The 17382-nt window shown below is 41.3% G+C and carries 15 protein-coding genes and 1 riboswitch; of the genes, 10 read left to right on the top strand and 5 right to left on the bottom strand.

Going from position 1 to position 17382, the window contains the following annotated elements; genetic code table 11:
• The first annotated feature begins 142 nt into the window (after window positions 1–142).
• From N482_RS21505 to N482_RS21490, 4 genes are all read left to right on the top strand, one after another.
• Window positions 143–1480 (top strand): dicarboxylate/amino acid:cation symporter, encoded by a 1338-nt coding sequence (locus N482_RS21505; RefSeq protein ID WP_063379019.1) that lies wholly within the window; start codon window positions 143–145, stop codon window positions 1478–1480.
• A gap of 135 nt (window positions 1481–1615) precedes the next feature.
• The gene (locus N482_RS21500; RefSeq protein ID WP_063379018.1) at window positions 1616–2491 is read left to right on the top strand and encodes an NAD(P)-dependent oxidoreductase; all 876 of its coding nucleotides are present in this window, start codon (window positions 1616–1618) and stop codon (window positions 2489–2491) included.
• Between the two features lie 241 nt (window positions 2492–2732).
• Window positions 2733–3248, top strand: coding sequence for a glutathione peroxidase (locus tag N482_RS21495; RefSeq protein ID WP_063379017.1), 516 nt, complete (start codon window positions 2733–2735; stop codon window positions 3246–3248).
• Window positions 3214–4191 carry a 2-hydroxyacid dehydrogenase gene (locus tag N482_RS21490; protein WP_063379016.1) on the top strand — a complete coding sequence of 326 codons (978 nt, stop codon included), beginning with the start codon at window positions 3214–3216 and terminating at the stop codon, window positions 4189–4191. Before N482_RS21495 ends, N482_RS21490 begins: the two co-directional genes overlap by 35 nt.
• A 63-nt stretch (window positions 4192–4254) precedes the next feature.
• Here N482_RS21490 and N482_RS21485 read toward each other — a convergent pair whose 3' ends face one another.
• The 4 genes from N482_RS21485 to nhaD form a co-directional block, all read right to left on the bottom strand.
• Window positions 4255–5580, bottom strand: coding sequence for a sodium-dependent transporter (locus N482_RS21485; protein ID WP_063379015.1), 1326 nt, complete (start codon window positions 5578–5580; stop codon window positions 4255–4257).
• A gap of 124 nt (window positions 5581–5704) precedes the next feature.
• A complete protein-coding gene (locus N482_RS21480) occupies window positions 5705–6235 on the bottom strand; it encodes a DUF924 family protein (RefSeq protein WP_063379014.1) in 531 nt (176 codons plus the stop codon).
• Between the two features lie 168 nt (window positions 6236–6403).
• Window positions 6404–7750 carry a lysine-sensitive aspartokinase 3 gene (gene lysC / locus N482_RS21475; RefSeq protein ID WP_063379013.1) on the bottom strand — a complete coding sequence of 449 codons (1347 nt, stop codon included), beginning with the start codon at window positions 7748–7750 and terminating at the stop codon, window positions 6404–6406.
• An 88-nt stretch (window positions 7751–7838) separates the two neighbouring features.
• Window positions 7839–8011, bottom strand: a riboswitch (Lysine riboswitch).
• Between the two features lie 120 nt (window positions 8012–8131).
• On the bottom strand, window positions 8132–9379 hold the full coding sequence (gene nhaD, locus N482_RS21465; protein WP_063379011.1) for a sodium:proton antiporter NhaD: 1248 nt from the start codon (window positions 9377–9379) through the stop codon (window positions 8132–8134).
• A 158-nt stretch (window positions 9380–9537) separates the two neighbouring features.
• Between nhaD and N482_RS21460 the strand changes: the two genes are divergently transcribed.
• From N482_RS21460 to N482_RS21435, 6 genes are all read left to right on the top strand, one after another.
• Window positions 9538–10806 (top strand): hypothetical protein, encoded by a 1269-nt coding sequence (locus N482_RS21460; RefSeq protein ID WP_063379010.1) that lies wholly within the window; start codon window positions 9538–9540, stop codon window positions 10804–10806.
• A gap of 11 nt (window positions 10807–10817) precedes the next feature.
• On the top strand, window positions 10818–11369 hold the full coding sequence (locus tag N482_RS21455; protein WP_063379009.1) for a condensin complex protein MksE: 552 nt from the start codon (window positions 10818–10820) through the stop codon (window positions 11367–11369).
• On the top strand, window positions 11366–14143 hold the full coding sequence (locus N482_RS21450) for a hypothetical protein (protein ID WP_063379008.1): 2778 nt from the start codon (window positions 11366–11368) through the stop codon (window positions 14141–14143). Before N482_RS21455 ends, N482_RS21450 begins: the two co-directional genes overlap by 4 nt.
• A gap of 114 nt (window positions 14144–14257) precedes the next feature.
• Window positions 14258–14809, top strand: coding sequence for a DUF4136 domain-containing protein (locus N482_RS21445; protein WP_063379007.1), 552 nt, complete (start codon window positions 14258–14260; stop codon window positions 14807–14809).
• 133 nt (window positions 14810–14942) lie between these two features.
• On the top strand, window positions 14943–16154 hold the full coding sequence (locus N482_RS21440) for an aminotransferase class V-fold PLP-dependent enzyme (RefSeq protein WP_063379006.1): 1212 nt from the start codon (window positions 14943–14945) through the stop codon (window positions 16152–16154).
• Window positions 16155–16156: 2 nt separating this feature from the next.
• A complete protein-coding gene (locus tag N482_RS21435) occupies window positions 16157–16564 on the top strand; it encodes a SufE family protein (RefSeq protein ID WP_063379005.1) in 408 nt (135 codons plus the stop codon).
• A gap of 22 nt (window positions 16565–16586) precedes the next feature.
• On the opposite strand, the gene tcdA is transcribed toward N482_RS21435, so the two are convergent.
• The gene (gene tcdA / locus N482_RS21430; RefSeq protein WP_063379004.1) at window positions 16587–17381 is read right to left on the bottom strand and encodes a tRNA cyclic N6-threonylcarbamoyladenosine(37) synthase TcdA; all 795 of its coding nucleotides are present in this window, start codon (window positions 17379–17381) and stop codon (window positions 16587–16589) included.
• Window position 17382: the final 1 nt, after the last annotated feature.

Genomic DNA, 17382 nt, shown 5'->3' with positions numbered 1-17382 from the left:
TATCTTCACAATGTTAACCCAAACCTTGGCAAAAAATCACAATTTTTTCGTAGTCTATAGCATTTTTTTTTGTTCATTTCGAACCATCCTGTTAGGCTATAACGATTTTAACAACAAGAAGTTTTAGGGCGTGTCCAAAACTATGACAGATAATAATAAATTTAGCCTAACAACACGCATCATGATTGCCATGATAGCGGGTATTGCCATAGGCCTAATGTTTCAATTTGCACTCAGTGGAAAGCCTGAGTTTTTAATTCCACTCGGTCTGTTCGACTTACCGATCAGAGGCTTTTTTGTAGACGGCCTTTTTCATGTCGGTGGACAAATCTTTATTGCCAGCTTGAAAATGCTCGTAGTACCTCTGGTGTTTATCTCACTAGTATGTGGTACTTGTAGCTTAAGTGATCCAAAGAAGCTCGGTCGCCTTGGCGGTAAATCAATCCTTCTTTATTTAACAACGACCGCGGTTGCTATTACTGTTGCGATATCTTTGGCGCTTCTTGTAAGCCCGGGCTCCGGCATAGATATGCCTACAACATCTAGCTTCGATGCAAACGAAGCACCGACATTGGCACAAGTAATTATCGGTATGTTCCCTACCAATCCAATCGATGCAATGGCAAGCGGCAATATGCTACAAGTGATTGTGTTTACGTTGCTATTTGGTATTGCAATGGCCCTAAGTGGTGAGGCTGGGAAGCGCGTTGCAGCTGTTTTCGACGACTTAAACACTGTGATACTGAAACTCGTCACGCTATTGATGAACCTCGCACCTTATGGTGTTTTCTGTTTAATGGCGAAACTATTCACCGACATAAAAATGGGGCTTATCTTAGAACTGGGTAAGTATTTCCTAGTTGTGGTTGCTGCACTGTTTTTCCATGCACTAGTAAATTATTCAATCCTGTTGAAAGTACTGACAGGACTAAACCCAGTTACTTTCTTAACTAAAATGAAAGATGCATGTATGTTTGCATTTAGCACCTCAAGCTCTAGTGCGACCATGCCTGTTACGTTAGAGACTGCTACAAAGAAGCTAGGTGCCAACAACACGGTGGCCTCTTTTACAGTACCTCTTGGAGCAACAATCAATATGGACGGTACTGCTATTATGCAGGGCGTGGCAACCGTATTCATCGCTCAAGTATTTGCCGTTGACTTAACCTTAAGTGACTACCTCATGGTCATCCTTACTGCAACATTGGCTTCCGTTGGCACCGCAGGCGTCCCTGGTGTTGGCCTAATCATGTTAGCTATGGTATTAAATCAGGTTGGTTTACCAGTTGAAGGCATTGCCATCATCATGAGTGTGGACAGGTTATTAGACATGACACGTACTGCGGTTAATGTTACTGGTGACTGTATGGTCACGTGTGTGGTAGCCAAGTCAGAGAATGAACTGAGTCACTCGGTATTCAACGACCCTAACGCGGCTAAAGAATTAGAAGAAAACTTGTCTACTTCAAAAGCTTCTTAATCCTTCTTTTAGGGCAGTCTTTGCTGCCCTAAATCTCTTAAATCATCTTTTCTCAACCCCTCATAAACTTTTTGCTACACAAATATTTTACTTAAGATACAATCATATGCACTTAAGGCAATTGGATTGTTAAGCATGACATCGAGCACAAAAAATGTAGCATTTATCGGTTTAGGTGTAATGGGCTTCCCTATGGCTGGGCACCTCGCTAACGCAGGTTACAATGTAACTGTTTATAATCGTACTTCTAGCAAATCAGCATTATGGCTAGAATCATACACGGGCAAGTCTGCAACAACGCCGGCGTTAGCAGCCCAAGACGCTGATCTTGTTTTAATTTGCGTAGGTAACGATGATGACTTACGTCAAGTAACTTCTGGTGAAAATGGTGTACTAAAAACCATGAAATCTGGCACTACGCTAGTTGATCACACAACTGCGTCCGCTGATGTCGCCAGAGAATTGTATTCACTGTGTGAGTCACAACAAATTGGATTTATTGACGCTCCAGTGTCTGGCGGAGAGGCCGGTGCTATCAATGGTCAATTAACTATTATGTGCGGTGGCAATTCTGACATATATTCAGCGGTTGAACCCATCATGGCTGCCTATGCTAGATTCTCAAAACTCTTGGGCGCAGTAGGCTCGGGGCAAATTGCAAAAATGATGAACCAAATTTGTATCGCTGGTGTTGTCCAAGGCTTAGCGGAAGCACTTCAATTTGGCCAAAATGCCGGCATTGATTGCGAGTCTGTAATCGAAGTCATTTCAAAAGGTGCCGCAGGAAGCTGGCAAATGGAAAATCGACATAAAACGATGCTTGATGACCACTATGAACACGGCTTTGCCGTGGATTGGATGCGTAAAGATTTAGCCATTGCCCTAGATGAAGCGAAGAAAAATGGCTCAACTTTGCCACTTACAGCGCTTGTGGATCAGTTTTATGCAGATGTCCAAAAGATGGGAGGTAACCGCTGGGACACTTCCAGCTTGCTAAAGCGCTTAGCTTAACCCGCCACTTAAACATTGGGTACTCGCAATCAGTACCCAATGCTCCCAAAATTATTTCATTTCTACAACATTATTTAACTTTGATTAAATTTAAACCTACGCTGACATAAAATTGTCCTAAATGGCTGCTATGCTTGAACAATGGAGGGATTATTACCTCATTTAATATGAGGCGAGACCTGAAGTTGAACCAAGATGAATAACATTAATAAAACTCGTTTTATGCACGGAGCCTTTCAATATGGATAATATTTACAGATACAGCGTTAAGCTACTTAGTGGAGAAACATTCTCTCTTAAGTCACTGCAAGACAGACCTGTACTGATAGTCAATATTGCTAGCAAGTGTAGCTTTACTCCGCAGTTAGCCGCACTCGAAAAAATGTATCGCAAATATAAGCACAGCGGCTTAGAGGTTATTGCTTTTCCATGCAACCAGTTTGGTAAAAATGAACCTTTGGAAAATGAAATGCTCCGGGAGTTTTATCAATCTCATTTCAATTTGAGTTTTAGGGTCTCCGAAAAGGTTCTGGTAAATGGGCCTGATGCGCATCCCCTCTTCAACTACTTAAAATCACATACGCGCGGCATAGCACAAAATCGCGCCGTAAAGTGGAATTACACTAAATTCCTAATCGGCCGCAACGGAGAATTATTGTCTCGTTATGCACCGCGCACTAAGCCTGAATCCTTGAAACAGATTATTGAGGGCCAGTTACACCATGAGAGTAGCACTATTCAGTTCGCAAAAGTATGAGAGAGCATTTTTTACAGAAGCCGTAACTGCTTATCCACACATAGAAATTACGCACTTCGAACATGCGTTAACTATGGAAACAGTGTACTTAGCATCCGGTTTTGATGCCGTATGTGTATTTGTTAACGATGACGCGAATGCATGTGTATTGGGTGAATTAGCTGAGTTAAATGTCAAGTTTATCGTGCTACGCTGCGCGGGCTTCAATAATGTTGATATCGACGCGGCACATGCTCTGGGTATTCAAGTTGTTCGTGTTCCAGCATATAGCCCAGAAGCGGTTGCAGAGCACTGTATTGCACTTATTTTGACACTGGCACGCAAAACCCACAAAGCCTATAACCGAGTGAGAGAAGAAAACTTCGACCTAAATGGGCTACTAGGTTTTAATATTCACAACAAGACTGTCGGAGTAATCGGGTGCGGGAAAATAGGCCAATCTTTGGTATCGATTCTAAATGGCTTTGGTGCACACACATTAGTCTTTGACCCCAATGTCGGTGAAGGTTCTTATACAAAAGTTTCTTTACAAATGCTGTTTGAGCAAAGTGATATTATTACCCTTCACTGCCCGTTGACCGAAAGCACACAACATTTATTAAATGACGATGCTTTTCAAAAAATGAAAACTGGCGTTATGGTAATTAATACCAGCCGTGGAGCATTAATAGATACTCAAGCTTGTATTAAAGCCCTCAAATCTAGAAAGATAGGATATTTAGGACTCGACGTGTATGAACAAGAGTCAGAGCTGTTTTTCAAAGATAGGAGTGAGGATATCATACAAGATGATGACTTTATTCGCTTAAGTGGTTTCCCCAATGTTTTAATCACTGGTCATCAAGGCTTTTTCACCAAAGAAGCGTTGACCGAAATAGCCTCAATAACCATCAGCAATTTGAACGCACTCGATTGTGGTCAAGCCTCACCTAATAGCGTTTAAGATACATCAAGCAAAAAAGCGCAGCTATCAGAAGCTGCGCTTTATAACCACACTCTTTAACCGTTATTTGTTCAATACAACGTTTACAAACACGGATGTCATTAATATTGGACACACGAACTTCAGATACTGTGCAAACCAATATTGCTTACCACCAGTCTCTAAAAGCAGTTGATTGCCGCGTCGCCACATCCAGCCAACGGTAATAAAGTAAAATAAACCCATTAGCGGTAACTGATATCGAGTGAATACATTTATCACTAAACCGAACAGCCATTCAAAGTTCAGTATAATCAAACTCGAACAGACAAGAATTACCAAAGTCACAACCCAAGTAGCCGATTTACGCACCATACCATGGTTTTCAACTAAGAATGACACAGGAATTTCTGTAGATGAGATGGTTGAAGTTAGCGAGGCGATTGACATTAACACAAAAAATGTCAGGCCAACCCAAATTCCAATTTGTCCCATGCTAGCAAATAACTCAGGTAAAATAGCAAAGATAAGCCTACCCTCGCCGACTAATTTACCGTCTTGGAACACTTCTACGCCGTTTTGTTGAGCGACAAAAATCGCCGGAATAATGAGTAGCCCAGCTAAAAACGCGACGCCTGTATCCAGCATTGCAACGCTAAATGTAAGTTTTGGTAAATTTTCATTGGGTTTAAGATACGACCCATAAATCATCATGCAGCCAACCCCCAATGAGAGCGAAAAGAATGCTTGCCCCATCGCAGCAATAATTAAGTCAGGATCAGTAATTTTACTAAAGTCGGGAATCAAATAAGCTCTAAACCCTTCACTTGCGCCTTCAAGTGTTGCCATATATGCAATCAAAAGAACTAAAAGTAACAGTAATACAGGCATTAAACGGCGTGACCAAACCTCGATACCAGACTTAACCCCTTTCAAAATAATCGCGGCGGTTAAAAGCAGCATGAGCGGCGTAAAAACAAAGTTACGTGCCATCGAGTCGCCAGTTAGAAATTGACTTGCTGATTCTAGTCCAACAAAGGTTGTTACGGGCTCAATTGAGTGGGCGAGCATCCAACCTGCAACAATGGAATAAAAGCTGAGCATCACAATCGCACCAGCTAAGCCCAAATAACCAGCGCCCGCGCCTATTTTAGGGTTTCTCTCTTGCCATGCTATTTTCAGCGCTTTGACAGGGTTAGCCTGAGCTTGGTGACCGAGGTATAGCTCGGTATACAAAGCGGGTAATGCGAGTAAAAAAATGACGATAAAATATGCAAGCAAAAATGCTCCACCACCATGGTTGGCGGCTTGTGTGGGAAAACCCCAAATATTTCCTAGTCCAACAGCGGCGCCCGCTGCAGCAAGAACAAAGCCAAGTCGACTTTGAAAACCATCACGTACCTGAGCCATAATTTAACGCTAATATAATTATTGTTTTAGGTCCGCGATTATACCCTGTTGAACGAAAATTGCGAGTAGCTAGGTTCCGATTTAAGAACCCTCCAAATTTTTTCTATGCACAAATTATCAATAGTCAGAAGCTAGAGCCAGATTGCTGCAAAAACTCTATCTCCTCATCTATTGATATTCTCCCTAAAATCTCATTGCGATGAGGGTAACGACCAAATCGATCAATTATCTTTTTATGCGCGATTTCAAACTCATAGTTTGGAAGGTCACGAAATAATTTTTCTGCTTGCTGATGAATATAACGACTTTCACTGTGCATAAAAGGCATATACAAGAAGCTCACTTCGGTATCATTGAGCTCTTTATCATAGCCTTTTTCAATGGCATGTTGTGCTAAACAAAGCGCTAGCGTGTCACTCGCAAAAGCACTTGGTGTATTGCGAAATATGTTTCTAGAAAACTGATCTAAAACGATAATTTCACATAACGCACCTAATGGATTATGACGCCAAGAAGCCAATTCGCCGTTCAGTGCTTTTGAATGTAATGTAGAAAACTCTTGCGTCACTTTTTGATCAAACACTGTCGACTTTTGCCACCAGTCACCTTCACAACAGGTAACAAACCAAAATTCATATACTTGCTGATACTGCATTCCCTCTTCCTTACTCATATTGGTCTAATTTCTAGATTGCCACCAGACCAAAATTATTGCAACTTTATCACTAATTTTTGTTATGAATTTATGTATAAACACAATCAAAGAAGAGCTGACCAAGCACTAACGCATTGTGCTTGGCCTTATAATAAATGTCTTCTAATGCTAAGCAGCTTCTAGTAACTTTTGATGGATAGATTGTACGACTAAGTCTGATTTACTTTGCTCGACCAAAAAACATAAGTTGTGACGGCTTGCACCGTGACAGATCAATCGGATATCAAACTCTGAAAGTACGTCAACGAGGCAATTTTCACCACCTTGCAATTGTATCTCTGAGCCAATCATTGCAACCAATGTCAAATTATTTTCCACTGTTACATGGCAAAAAGCACCTAACTCATCAAGGCATGCCTGCTCTAATTCAGGGCGTGTCGCATTTGGCGCATTATCCAGTGTCAATGCCACGCTAATTTCAGATGTGGTCACCAGATCAACAGAAATATTATAATTGCTCAAAATTGTGAATATTCTCGCTAAAAATCCGCTTGCCAAGAGCATTTCAGGGCTTTTCAAAGTCAACAAGATTTGATTCTTACGTTGTGTTACTGCTCTGATCCCAGATTGAGATTGGGTTTCCTTTTCGATCCAAGTACCACCTTGCTCGGGCGCTTTGCTAGAGCCAACAAACACCGAAATGCCCTTACGACTTGCTGGTAGAATGGTTGCAGGGTGTAAAACCTTAGCACCGAATGTTGCCATCTCAGCAGCTTCATCAAAACTCAAACTCGGAATTGGCTTTGCCTTAGTGCAAAGCCTAGGATCAGTGCTAAATATACCAACCACATCCGTCCAAATGTGCACACTTTTTGCGCCTATCGCTTCGGCGATTAGAGCTGCGCTGTAATCAGAACCTCCGCGCCCTAAAGTGGTGGTATGGCCATATTTATCACTGCCAATAAAACCCTGTGTCACGACAACATGTTGTTCTAATAACGGTGTTAATAGTTCAGCAGCAGCTTTCTCTGTTGCAGCGACATCTGGTGTTGCTTTTGAAAAGCTGCTATCTGTTTTTAAAACATCTCTTATATCAAAACGCTGTGTACTTACACCTAAGTCACGTAAAACCTGAGAAAAAATAAATGACGAGAAGCGCTCACCAAAACTTAAAACCTCGTCACATTGCTGTTGACCTAACGCTGGTAATTGAGCCAGTTGTTTAAACTGCTCAGCCGTAGTGTTAAATCCTTCTTGCAGATCGTTATCAAGCGTCACATGTGCTAGGATATTTCTCTGGATTTTCATGACAGATTCAACCAGTTCAAGTCTTTGTGCTTCGTCTGACTTTTGCTGTACAAGGGTTACTAGGTGATTAGTAACGCCTGCACTAGCGCTGACAACAACAACTCTAACACTTTGATCATCATTAATTATTTGGGCACAACGATGCATGGCTGTAAAGTCGGCCACACTCGTACCACCAAACTTTGCAACAACATACTGGGAATTCATTTTCTCTCCTTTAGATAATCAACAAGACTACCCTTAAAAATAAGGAGAACTAACATGGCAAGAGGAAGAAATGACTTATTGTAAGACCACTGCCAGAAGCTCTCCACCAAAACCGGTGACAGTTCAGAGGATTCAACCTCTAAAACCGAAAAGTCATTGTCACGACCAATTACTTTCCTCGGCGAATACTTCCCTCGCTTGTCGTCTAAGGAAATCGTGTCCTCAAACAAGCTACCTAAGCATCGCACCTCTTCTGTTTATTTTGCGCGTTTAAACATGAACATTAGCAAAATAAAAGCCTGCTATAGTGAGCAGGCTTTTAAAAATTATCTTTTAGACGTCTAGGTGTCAAGTACTTTTGTACCTAAACATTAAAAACTTTTATATCAATTGGCCCATATAAAACGAGCCCCCATATCCAATTGTGTAAGCAATCAACAAATACAGCGCCATTTTCAGGTAGCTCATAAACGTCAAAGCTTTCACTTTACTCATTGCGATAATACCGGCTGCAGAGCCAATAATAAGCATTGAACCACCGACACCAGTCGCATAGGTGAAAGTAAGCCACTGCTGCGGTGTCATTTCGATTTGTGCTTTTAATAAAGCGGCCGTTAAAGGCACATTGTCTACCGCTGCGCTCAACAGACCAACTAAATAGTTTGCGTATTCAGGTGCCAAGTATTGGTATAACTCCGTGAACATACTCAATACACCAACCTCTTTTAGAGCGCCCACTAGTAGCAGAACTCCGACAAAGAACAACAAGGTGTCATACTCTATCTCTCTGATGTAATCAATGATTTTTTTATTTACGTCCTTTTTACGCATTAAAAACTGCGCCACTAAAAACATAAACGAAAGCCCGAATAGAAAAGTCAGCATAGGTGGTACTTGATACTCGACACTTAAAAACAACGTGGCGAGTACAGTCGACATGAATATAACCGCAATGGTGATATCTGTTTTCTCAATGCGACGCACTTCTTGTTTTGCAAAATGTAGCTGCTCATTCATGCCAATTGAAAGCATTGCGGCAAGCGCAAATACGCTGACCATGGCAGGCACAACTAAAAGTAGTAGATTTGGGATAGTAACTTTACCAGCTAAGAAAATCATCAAGGTAGTAACATCACCCGTAATAAGAGAAACCCCACCAGAATTTACGCTAAAAATTATAAGAGTGGCATACTTAACTAACTTCTTAGTGTCTAACTTCAAAGACATAACGACAGCTAATGAAATCAGTGTCGCAGTAATATTGTCAGAAATAGAAGAAAAAACAAAAGCAAAAGCGCCAACTAAAAACATCAGTTTTCGTTCGCTTATTTGCTCAGGCATGATCCTATGCACTATGTTTTGAATAAATCCTTTTGAGTTCAAATACGCAACAAAGGTCATAGCTGCCATCAAAAATAACCATAATGTGGCTATTTCGAGAATGTTATGGTCTAGCTGATGTTGTATAGTTTCTGTGCTTTCGCCATGAATTGGAGATATAAAAGCGATAATCCAACATAAAGTGCCAAAAAAAAGGGTCGTTTTGGCCTTGTTTACATGGATAATATCCTCTATAACGATAAGCACAAAAGCTAACGCTATTAGGGTTAGGATTATGGAAGTGACCATACGCGTAAACAACCTGTAATAAAATGTAATTTTTGTAAAGGGTGATGTAAATCGGCGCGGAGTCTAACACTATGAGCGAGTGACTGCTATCAGTAATTACACTTTATGACAAAATTGTGATAGCAGACTGTCACAAAAATGATACAAACTGGAAAGTTATGATCCCAGCTAAAAAAGTACTGAGTACGCTAAATGAGCACTGGAGCGTTTTAGAGCTGTTATTTAAGCGCTTTAAAATGGCTGATTTCAGTATAAAAGATGTACAAAACATCATAAAACTTAAAAATCCAAACTGGTCAAGCGAGCGCGTTTTTAGAGAAACAAATAGATTGTTAAATCAGGAAATAATTATTCCTCTTGCAAAGTCATCACAGCTTGAAATCAACCGTGCTGTTGCTGATTTTGCGAGCTTTTTGTTGCAAGAAGAGCACTTGGGTTTAGCCGAAGAAATCACCGTATTAGTCAAAGATTTGCAACGATTAGGTGAGCGGCTAACAGAAGCCGGTAATGAAGGCGACCACAGCGAGCTAAGAAGGTTTAGCCGAATTATGGACGAGCGAGTCAGAAAAATTGTAAAGCTTTATCAACACAACGAGAGCGCAATTCTCAACCTTGTTGAGCAAGCAAAGTCTGATCACAGTAACTTATCACTCAAACGCCGTTATCAGGCCGTTATTGAGGCATTTGATGAGTATATCGAACCCATGCTTGAAATGGTCGATATTCACGGCCCGTTTCACGCCTGTTTTACAAAAATTGAAGCTTCTATCAGTGAGCAAATAGATCAAATAGAACAGCTTGGTCGCGGCGCACAAGACAAACGTATGCTGGAACAACTGAGAACACGTATTCTAGATATGCATTTAATAGGCCGTGAAAGCCTAGGTAAAAGTGCTGACATGCTCATGCCTCTGCGTGAAGAGTTGAGGCGAAACACGCTAATTACAAGGCAAGCTGCTAAGGTGCTAGGCCTCATCCGTAAAAACGGTGTAGACCGAATGCTCAGCCCTGTTCAGCCAGAGTTTGTATCGGATATCCAGCGCTTTAATTTGGGACAAAAGCGGCATATGGTCGCATATATGGCGAGTCTCGCTGAGTTTGAGCACGAAGAGTATCAATTGCCAGATCATCAAGATATACCAGCATACCAAAGTCCGAATATCCCGGATTATAACGACGTCAGAAAGTCATTTTCCTCGAGTGGTAAAAAGCGTACTGCACTACTCGGCTTTTTGAGCGATACATATCCAAATTTAGAGGCTGATGAAATGCTGTTTCTTTATCAGAAACTCATTAGTGATCCCGAATTAAAGGTTGCTCAATCTGATTCTCAGGAAACAATGCAACTGGCTAACGCAAGAATTAAACTTTATCCGTTTAGCGCCACTAACAATAAAGTACACGACGCTGAACACACTAAAGGATAAGTAAGAAACACATGACGAATATTAACCTTAACGAACTCACACAGCTGCAAGTCATCAATAAAAAACTTGCCAGTGGCTATCACATTAGCGAGCAAGATACGACGCTATGGCAAGAACTCGATCAACACATTGAATCATATCAGGCTTTATTTGCAGCCTTAGGTCACGATTTACAGCACGATGGACGAGGGTTTTATTACCTTGCAAGTGACGAGAGCACACCAAATATGGGCAAAATCAGCCGTGCGATTGCGCTTACTGTTTTTATCCTAATCGAATATTACGCTAACCAAGGCAAAGACCCACTTAGAGCCCTATTCGATGAGCACATTGACTTAGAGCTAATGCAAACACTCATTCAATTGAACAAACATCTATTTGATCAGCTGGAAATATTTTCAGGGTCGGACCTACGTAAAGATGTGTTTCTACGTATGTTGCGTTTGGGTCTATGTAAAGAAGCCGAGCAAGGGTTCTTACTACTTGCCCCTCTATACCGATACATCGACGCGTTGATGGAAGTAAATGAAGAAAATTTTGATGCGCTAGAGGAAGAAGTATGAGCGAATTGTATGGTTTAAGTAAGTTGGCATTGTTAAACACAGCTGGTTATGCAAAATGCGTTATACCACTGGATAAAAGCGCCTCAATCTGTGCACCAAATAATACAGGTAAGAGCTCAGTCATCAATGCCTTACAATTTCCTTTAGTCAATGATCTGCGCCTTACTGAGTGGGATGGACACGATTTAGAAGAAACGCGCAAATTTTACTTCTCTAGTGACCAATCATATATATTGCTTGAGGCCAACCTCCCCCATGGTGATGTGGTAATTGGCGTGGCAGGGCTTGGTAAAATAGCAGGATATGCACATCAGTTTTTTTGCTATAACGGTAAACTGAATCTAGATGACTTTACCGAAGGTAAAAGCATTATTAAATACACAAAGCTGTTTAATCATCTCGACAGCAAAGGTTACAAAGCCATTGAACTTAAGGCTGCTGAGCTGAATGCACTATTGACTGGTGGTGCAACGCCTTATGATGGCGATATAAACCTTAAAATGATCCCATTGAACAATGTTCAAGATGCGGCTATTTATAAAGAGATATTCAGGCGAATCTTAAACTTACACAAGCTTGGCGCACACGACGTAAAGCGTTTTATGCTTCGTGTATTTGAGCGCCATATGTCTAACTCAAAAGTGGATTTTTACGACGTTTGGCGACGTGCATTTGACAAAGTTAACCGTTCAAAGCGTGAGCTAAGTGCACTCGAGTCAATGCAAGAGCCAATTGGTGCGCTTGAACAAATGATTGAAAGTGAAGCTACAATCAAAGGTAAATTAGCGGCTTACGCACCAAAGATTGATCAGGCTATTATCGCATTCGATGAGTACCAGACTTCCCAGATTGATGAGCTGAATGAACAACTAGAAAACATTGAGCAAGAAAAACGCGAGTTTGAACAAAAACAACAGTTGTTTGTTCAACAATCTCGAGATATCGAACGTAAACAAACTCAAATTGAACAATGGTTTACAGGCTATAGTGCACTTAAATCTGAGTTTGAACTGACCAATCACGCTACGCTCAAAACAAACCTCACTCTTCTCAAGAAAGAGTACGAGCAGCTGTCATTTTCAATAAATAGCGCGCAAGGTCAAAGCCTACATACACTTGATTACCGTATTGGTGAAACACAAAAACAAATTAAGAGCTTGAAACTTCAGCTTAAGAATCTTGAGTTTAATTTGTTTACTCGTATGCGCGAAGATTTATCACTTAAAGAAGTCGAAGAGATCTCTCGGATCCTTAACCCAGATCTATTGTCGTTTGCAACCACGTCACAAGGTGAAGTGAATATACACGATGAAGATGCGTTTGCTGATTTTCTGTCTTCGCTTTCAACAGCTGTAAAAGGGGGAGAACTACAGCTACCAGGGGCTACAATAAAGCTCAAGAAACTAGCGCCAGTGCAGATGCAAAGTGGCGAGAATAAATCACAATTGCAAGCTCAATTAGATGCATTACAACGCTCCCTTGGTGAGTTGATACAGCAACGTGAAGTTGCCGCCAACGTTGCAGACAAACAACAAGAGCGAGATAGCCTATATCAAGAGCTGATGGCAACCGAAGATGCGTTGAAACGATTTGAGCAGTTTCAAACAATGCAGCAATCTGTCGATGCGCAAACGGCACTCAAAGAGCAATTGGGCGCAGAGCGAGAGCAAGTAGATGATTACTTGCAAGATGTTCAGAGAAACGCAGGATCTATTTCAGATCGCCGCTCGATCATTAAGAGCAAACAAGATCTTATTGTAAGGCAAAGTGATAGGCTAAAGCAGGTCAAGTCTGAACGTATTGATCACACTTTATCAATTTATGAAGGGAAACAGACCCCCTACCCTATCGATGTGACCATGGATTTTGATAACTTGTCTGAAACTGTTCACCAATTTAACAAAGACTGCCAAGAACTGAGAAATTTAGACGTCAATGTACGCAACACTTACCTGCATATATACAATGCAGGTATTACCAAGTTTGACAACGAGACGGATGAATCAACCAAATACGCTAAACTCATCAGCGCGTATCACAACATTGATAATGAGAGAGATGCCGTAGAGCGTCAAGCTCGTGTTGCTTTAACGGAGGTTGCTGCAACCATTAAAGGACTACGTGAAGATTTGGACCGATTGCGCCGCGAAATGAATAGCTTTAATCGCGGCATCAGTCAGCACCGCATCTCCAACTTGAAAGCTTTTAAAATTAATGTTATTCCAAGAAAGATGTTGGTTGAAAGTATTGATACTATCATCAGTACATCTGAACAATATGAGCAAGGTGAGAGCTTTGACCTATTGAGTGACGCTCCAGCAGACGAAAAAGCGGTTAATGAAGCCAAAGATCATATTATTAAGCTAGCCAGTGAAAAAGCGGGTCTAACACTGACTGATTTGTTTGATATACGTTTTGAAGTCATGAATCGTGCAGGAGAAACTGAGCACTTCGATAAAATCGACTCGGCAGGCTCTAATGGTACGCGTATTACAATCAAACTGTTATGTGGCATGTTGTTCATCAGATACTTGCTTTCTGATCAAGAGCAAGCTCTTTACCGTATACCTATTTATATTGATGAAGCTGCGGATATTGACCCTCAGAACCAAAAGGCGATAATTGAAACTGCACTAAGTTTTGGGTTCGTGCCAATTTTTGCGTCGGTTAAGCCGCAGATCAGTTGCGACTATTTAGTTCCGATACGCAGTGTTAATCAGGGTAGCCAAAACTGGGTGGATGAAAAAGATTGGATTGAAGTGGAACATTCGTAATAAATTTTGGTCTTAGAGTTAGGGTCTATCTATTGCTAAATTAGTGATTACATTTAATAAATTTAGGCCCCAATTTGTTTAAAAAGGCATTACGCCTTAGTTAAGGAGTAAAAAATGACTCGCAACTTGCTTGTAGCTTTGAGTTTATTTGTATTAACCGCATGCACTAACACGCCCGATTGGGATTATGATAAATCTGTTAAATTCGCAAACTATAAAACGTTTGCTTGGTCACCAGACACTGACTTTGATAACGGTGCCGAAAATTATCAAATCAGCGAGTTAATGGAGAAGCGAGTTCGTAACGCGATTAAATCTGAAATGAGCCAGCATGGTTTTAAGTTAGTTGATGCGCAGCAAGCGGATGTCATGGTTAACTTTCATGCCTCTGTAGACACAAAACTCGATGTTGATACCTTTAATACAAGTTACACAGCAAGATGGAATTACTGGGGCGTTGGCTGGCATACCCAAACTCAAGCGAGGGAGTATGAAGTGGGCACGTTAGTCATAGACATCGTTGATCGTGTTTCAAATCAGCTTGTTTGGCGTGGTGCCAAAGAAGGCCGTTTAAGAAAAAATCAGTCCCCAGAAAAACGAACTGAGTCGGTCAATAATACAGTTAAAGACATTCTGGCTAACTTCCCACCAGAGCCTCAACATTAAACTCTAATAAGCTAAGAAAGGCAGCTCAAGCTGCCTTTTTTGCATTTGCTTTACATAATTTTTAGTACAGGGTTGCAAGGCCCCTACATTTAGGTAGAATTCTGCCGTTTATAGTCCTTGCAGAGCACACACATTGATCGAGCAACTTCGTAAAGATTTTCCATTGTTACACACTCAAGTCGATGAGCAGACTCTTTGTTACTTCGACTCCGCTGCGACAACACAAAAACCGCAGAGTGTAATAGATGCGGTGAATAAATTTTACCAGCAAGAAAATGCGAATGTACATCGTGGCGCACACACCCTCAGCGCCGCCGCAACAACGCAGTATGAAGCTGTCAGAACAAAGCTTGCCGACTTTTTAAATGTAGCTGCAAAGGAAGTTGTATGGACTAAAGGCGCAACAGACTCCCTCAACCTTATTGCATATGGCTTATCTGACAAGCTGAATAAAGAGGATATAATTCTAATTTCACCGCTTGAACATCATGCCAATATTGTTCCATGGCAACAAGCCGCGCACAGGACTGGAGCCAGAATCGAAACTCTGCCCATTAGCCCGCAAGGAATTTTGGATTTAGAAGCTTCAAAGCAATTAATTAAAACGTTGCAGCCTAAAATTCTCAGTGTGTGTCACGCATCTAATGCGCTAGGCAACATTCATGACGTAGCTTCTTTGATAGATATAGCAAGTCGATGTGGGACCATTACAGTTGTAGACGGTGCGCAATCCTTTTTACATCTAAGGCCTGATCTCACAGCTTTAGGCTGTGATTTTTTCGTCTTTTCAGCCCATAAGGCGCTTGGACCAACCGGTGTTGGCGGCCTTTTCGGTCGTTATGAGCTACTGAATGACATGCCGGTTTACCAAACTGGTGGAGAAATGATAGAGCGAGTGAGCTTTTCAGGCACTACGTTTAGAGATGCCCCTGGCAAGTTTGAACCTGGCACACCTAATATCAGCGGAGTTATAGGGTTCGGTGCAGCCCTCGATTATCTGAATGCAATTGATGATTCTGCGCTTGCTCACTATGAACAATGTCTGTATCGCTATTTAGTTGATGCACTTAGTGATATTGGGGGCGTTAAAATTTGGGGTGACATTAAGCAAAATATAGGTGTTGTTAGTTTTACATATAAAGACGAGCATCACTTCGACATCGCCACTTTTTTAAATACCTATGGTGTTGCGGTCAGAAGTGGCCATCACTGTACTCAACCTTTAATGGAGCACTTATCATTGTCGGGCACTGTCCGAGTAAGCTTGGCATTTTACAATTCATACCAAGACATCGATACATTTATCGATGCTTTGAAAGATACTATTGATATGTTGGAAGAATAATCATGGACATCACTCAAATTCAAAACCGTCTAAACAGTTTAAGCGGATGGCAGGCCAAGTACAGAGAAATTATGATGCTTGGAAAAAAACTACCAGCTTTACCTGAAGCGCTTAAGACTCCTGACGCCCTCGTTCAAGGATGTGAGAGTAATGTTTGGCTACATTTAGACTTAGACGAAAATCAAGAGCGATTAGTGCTCATTGCTGACTCGGATACACGCATTGTAAAAGGGCTTTTAGCCATAATATTGGCAACCTACAATAATCTGTTACCTCACGAAGCAAAAGAAGTCGACGCATATGAATTATTTGAAGAAATGGGATTGATAAAACACTTAAGCCCATCTCGTGGCAATGGTGTAAAAGCCATCATAGAGCGTATAAAAGCGCAAGTTAACGCATTTCAGTAAAACAACTGAAATGCGCTTAGTATTAGCGACTTCTCTCGCGCTTATCTAAATATTTACGAATAGATTTCGCAGCAGCGAAAAAACCAAAACTTCCCGTTACCATGGTTGCGGAGCCAAACCCCGTTGCGCAATCCATATTTTTACTGCCATCAGCTTGTTGCTTAGCTTTACACACACTGCCGTCGTCAGTTGGGTAAACCAGCTGCTCTGTGGAGTAAACGCAGTCGACAGCAAATTTACGTTTTGGATTTGATGTGAAATTATATTGCTTTCGTAGTAAGTAGCGTACTTTAGCCAACAGTGGATCATGCGTTGTTTTAGCAACATCACCAAAACAAATTTGGCTCGGATCCGTTTGGCCACCCGCCCCACCAGTTGTAATCACAGAAATTTTATTGCGTTTGCAATGGGCAATCAAAGCTGCTTTTTCTTTTACAGCATCAATGCAGTCAATGACGTAATCAAAACCTTGAATATGCTCTTTAATGTTTTCAAGCGTAATAAAATCATCAATTACTGTGACCCTACAAGCTGAGTTAATACTTTCTAAACGTGCTTTCATTGCTTCAGCTTTGATTTCACCCACAGTGTCTGTGACAGCGTGCAATTGACGGTTAATATTCGTCACACAAATATCATCTAGGTCGATCAGCGTAATATGTCCGATACCGGTTCGAGCTAACGCTTCTGCTGCCCAACTACCCACTCCGCCAATCCCGATTACACAAAAATTGGCTTCATTTAACCAAAGTAGCTGTTCATTCCCATATAGCCTACCAATACCACCAAATCGTAGTGATGTATCTTGCTCTGTCATA

Origin of the sequence: Pseudoalteromonas luteoviolacea NCIMB 1942 (assembly GCF_001625595.1) — a bacterium.
GTDB classification, from domain to species: Bacteria; Pseudomonadota; Gammaproteobacteria; order Enterobacterales; family Alteromonadaceae; genus Pseudoalteromonas; species Pseudoalteromonas luteoviolacea_A.
Note: the sequence above shows the minus strand (reverse complement) of the source record. Positions and strands in the feature narration are given on the sequence as shown.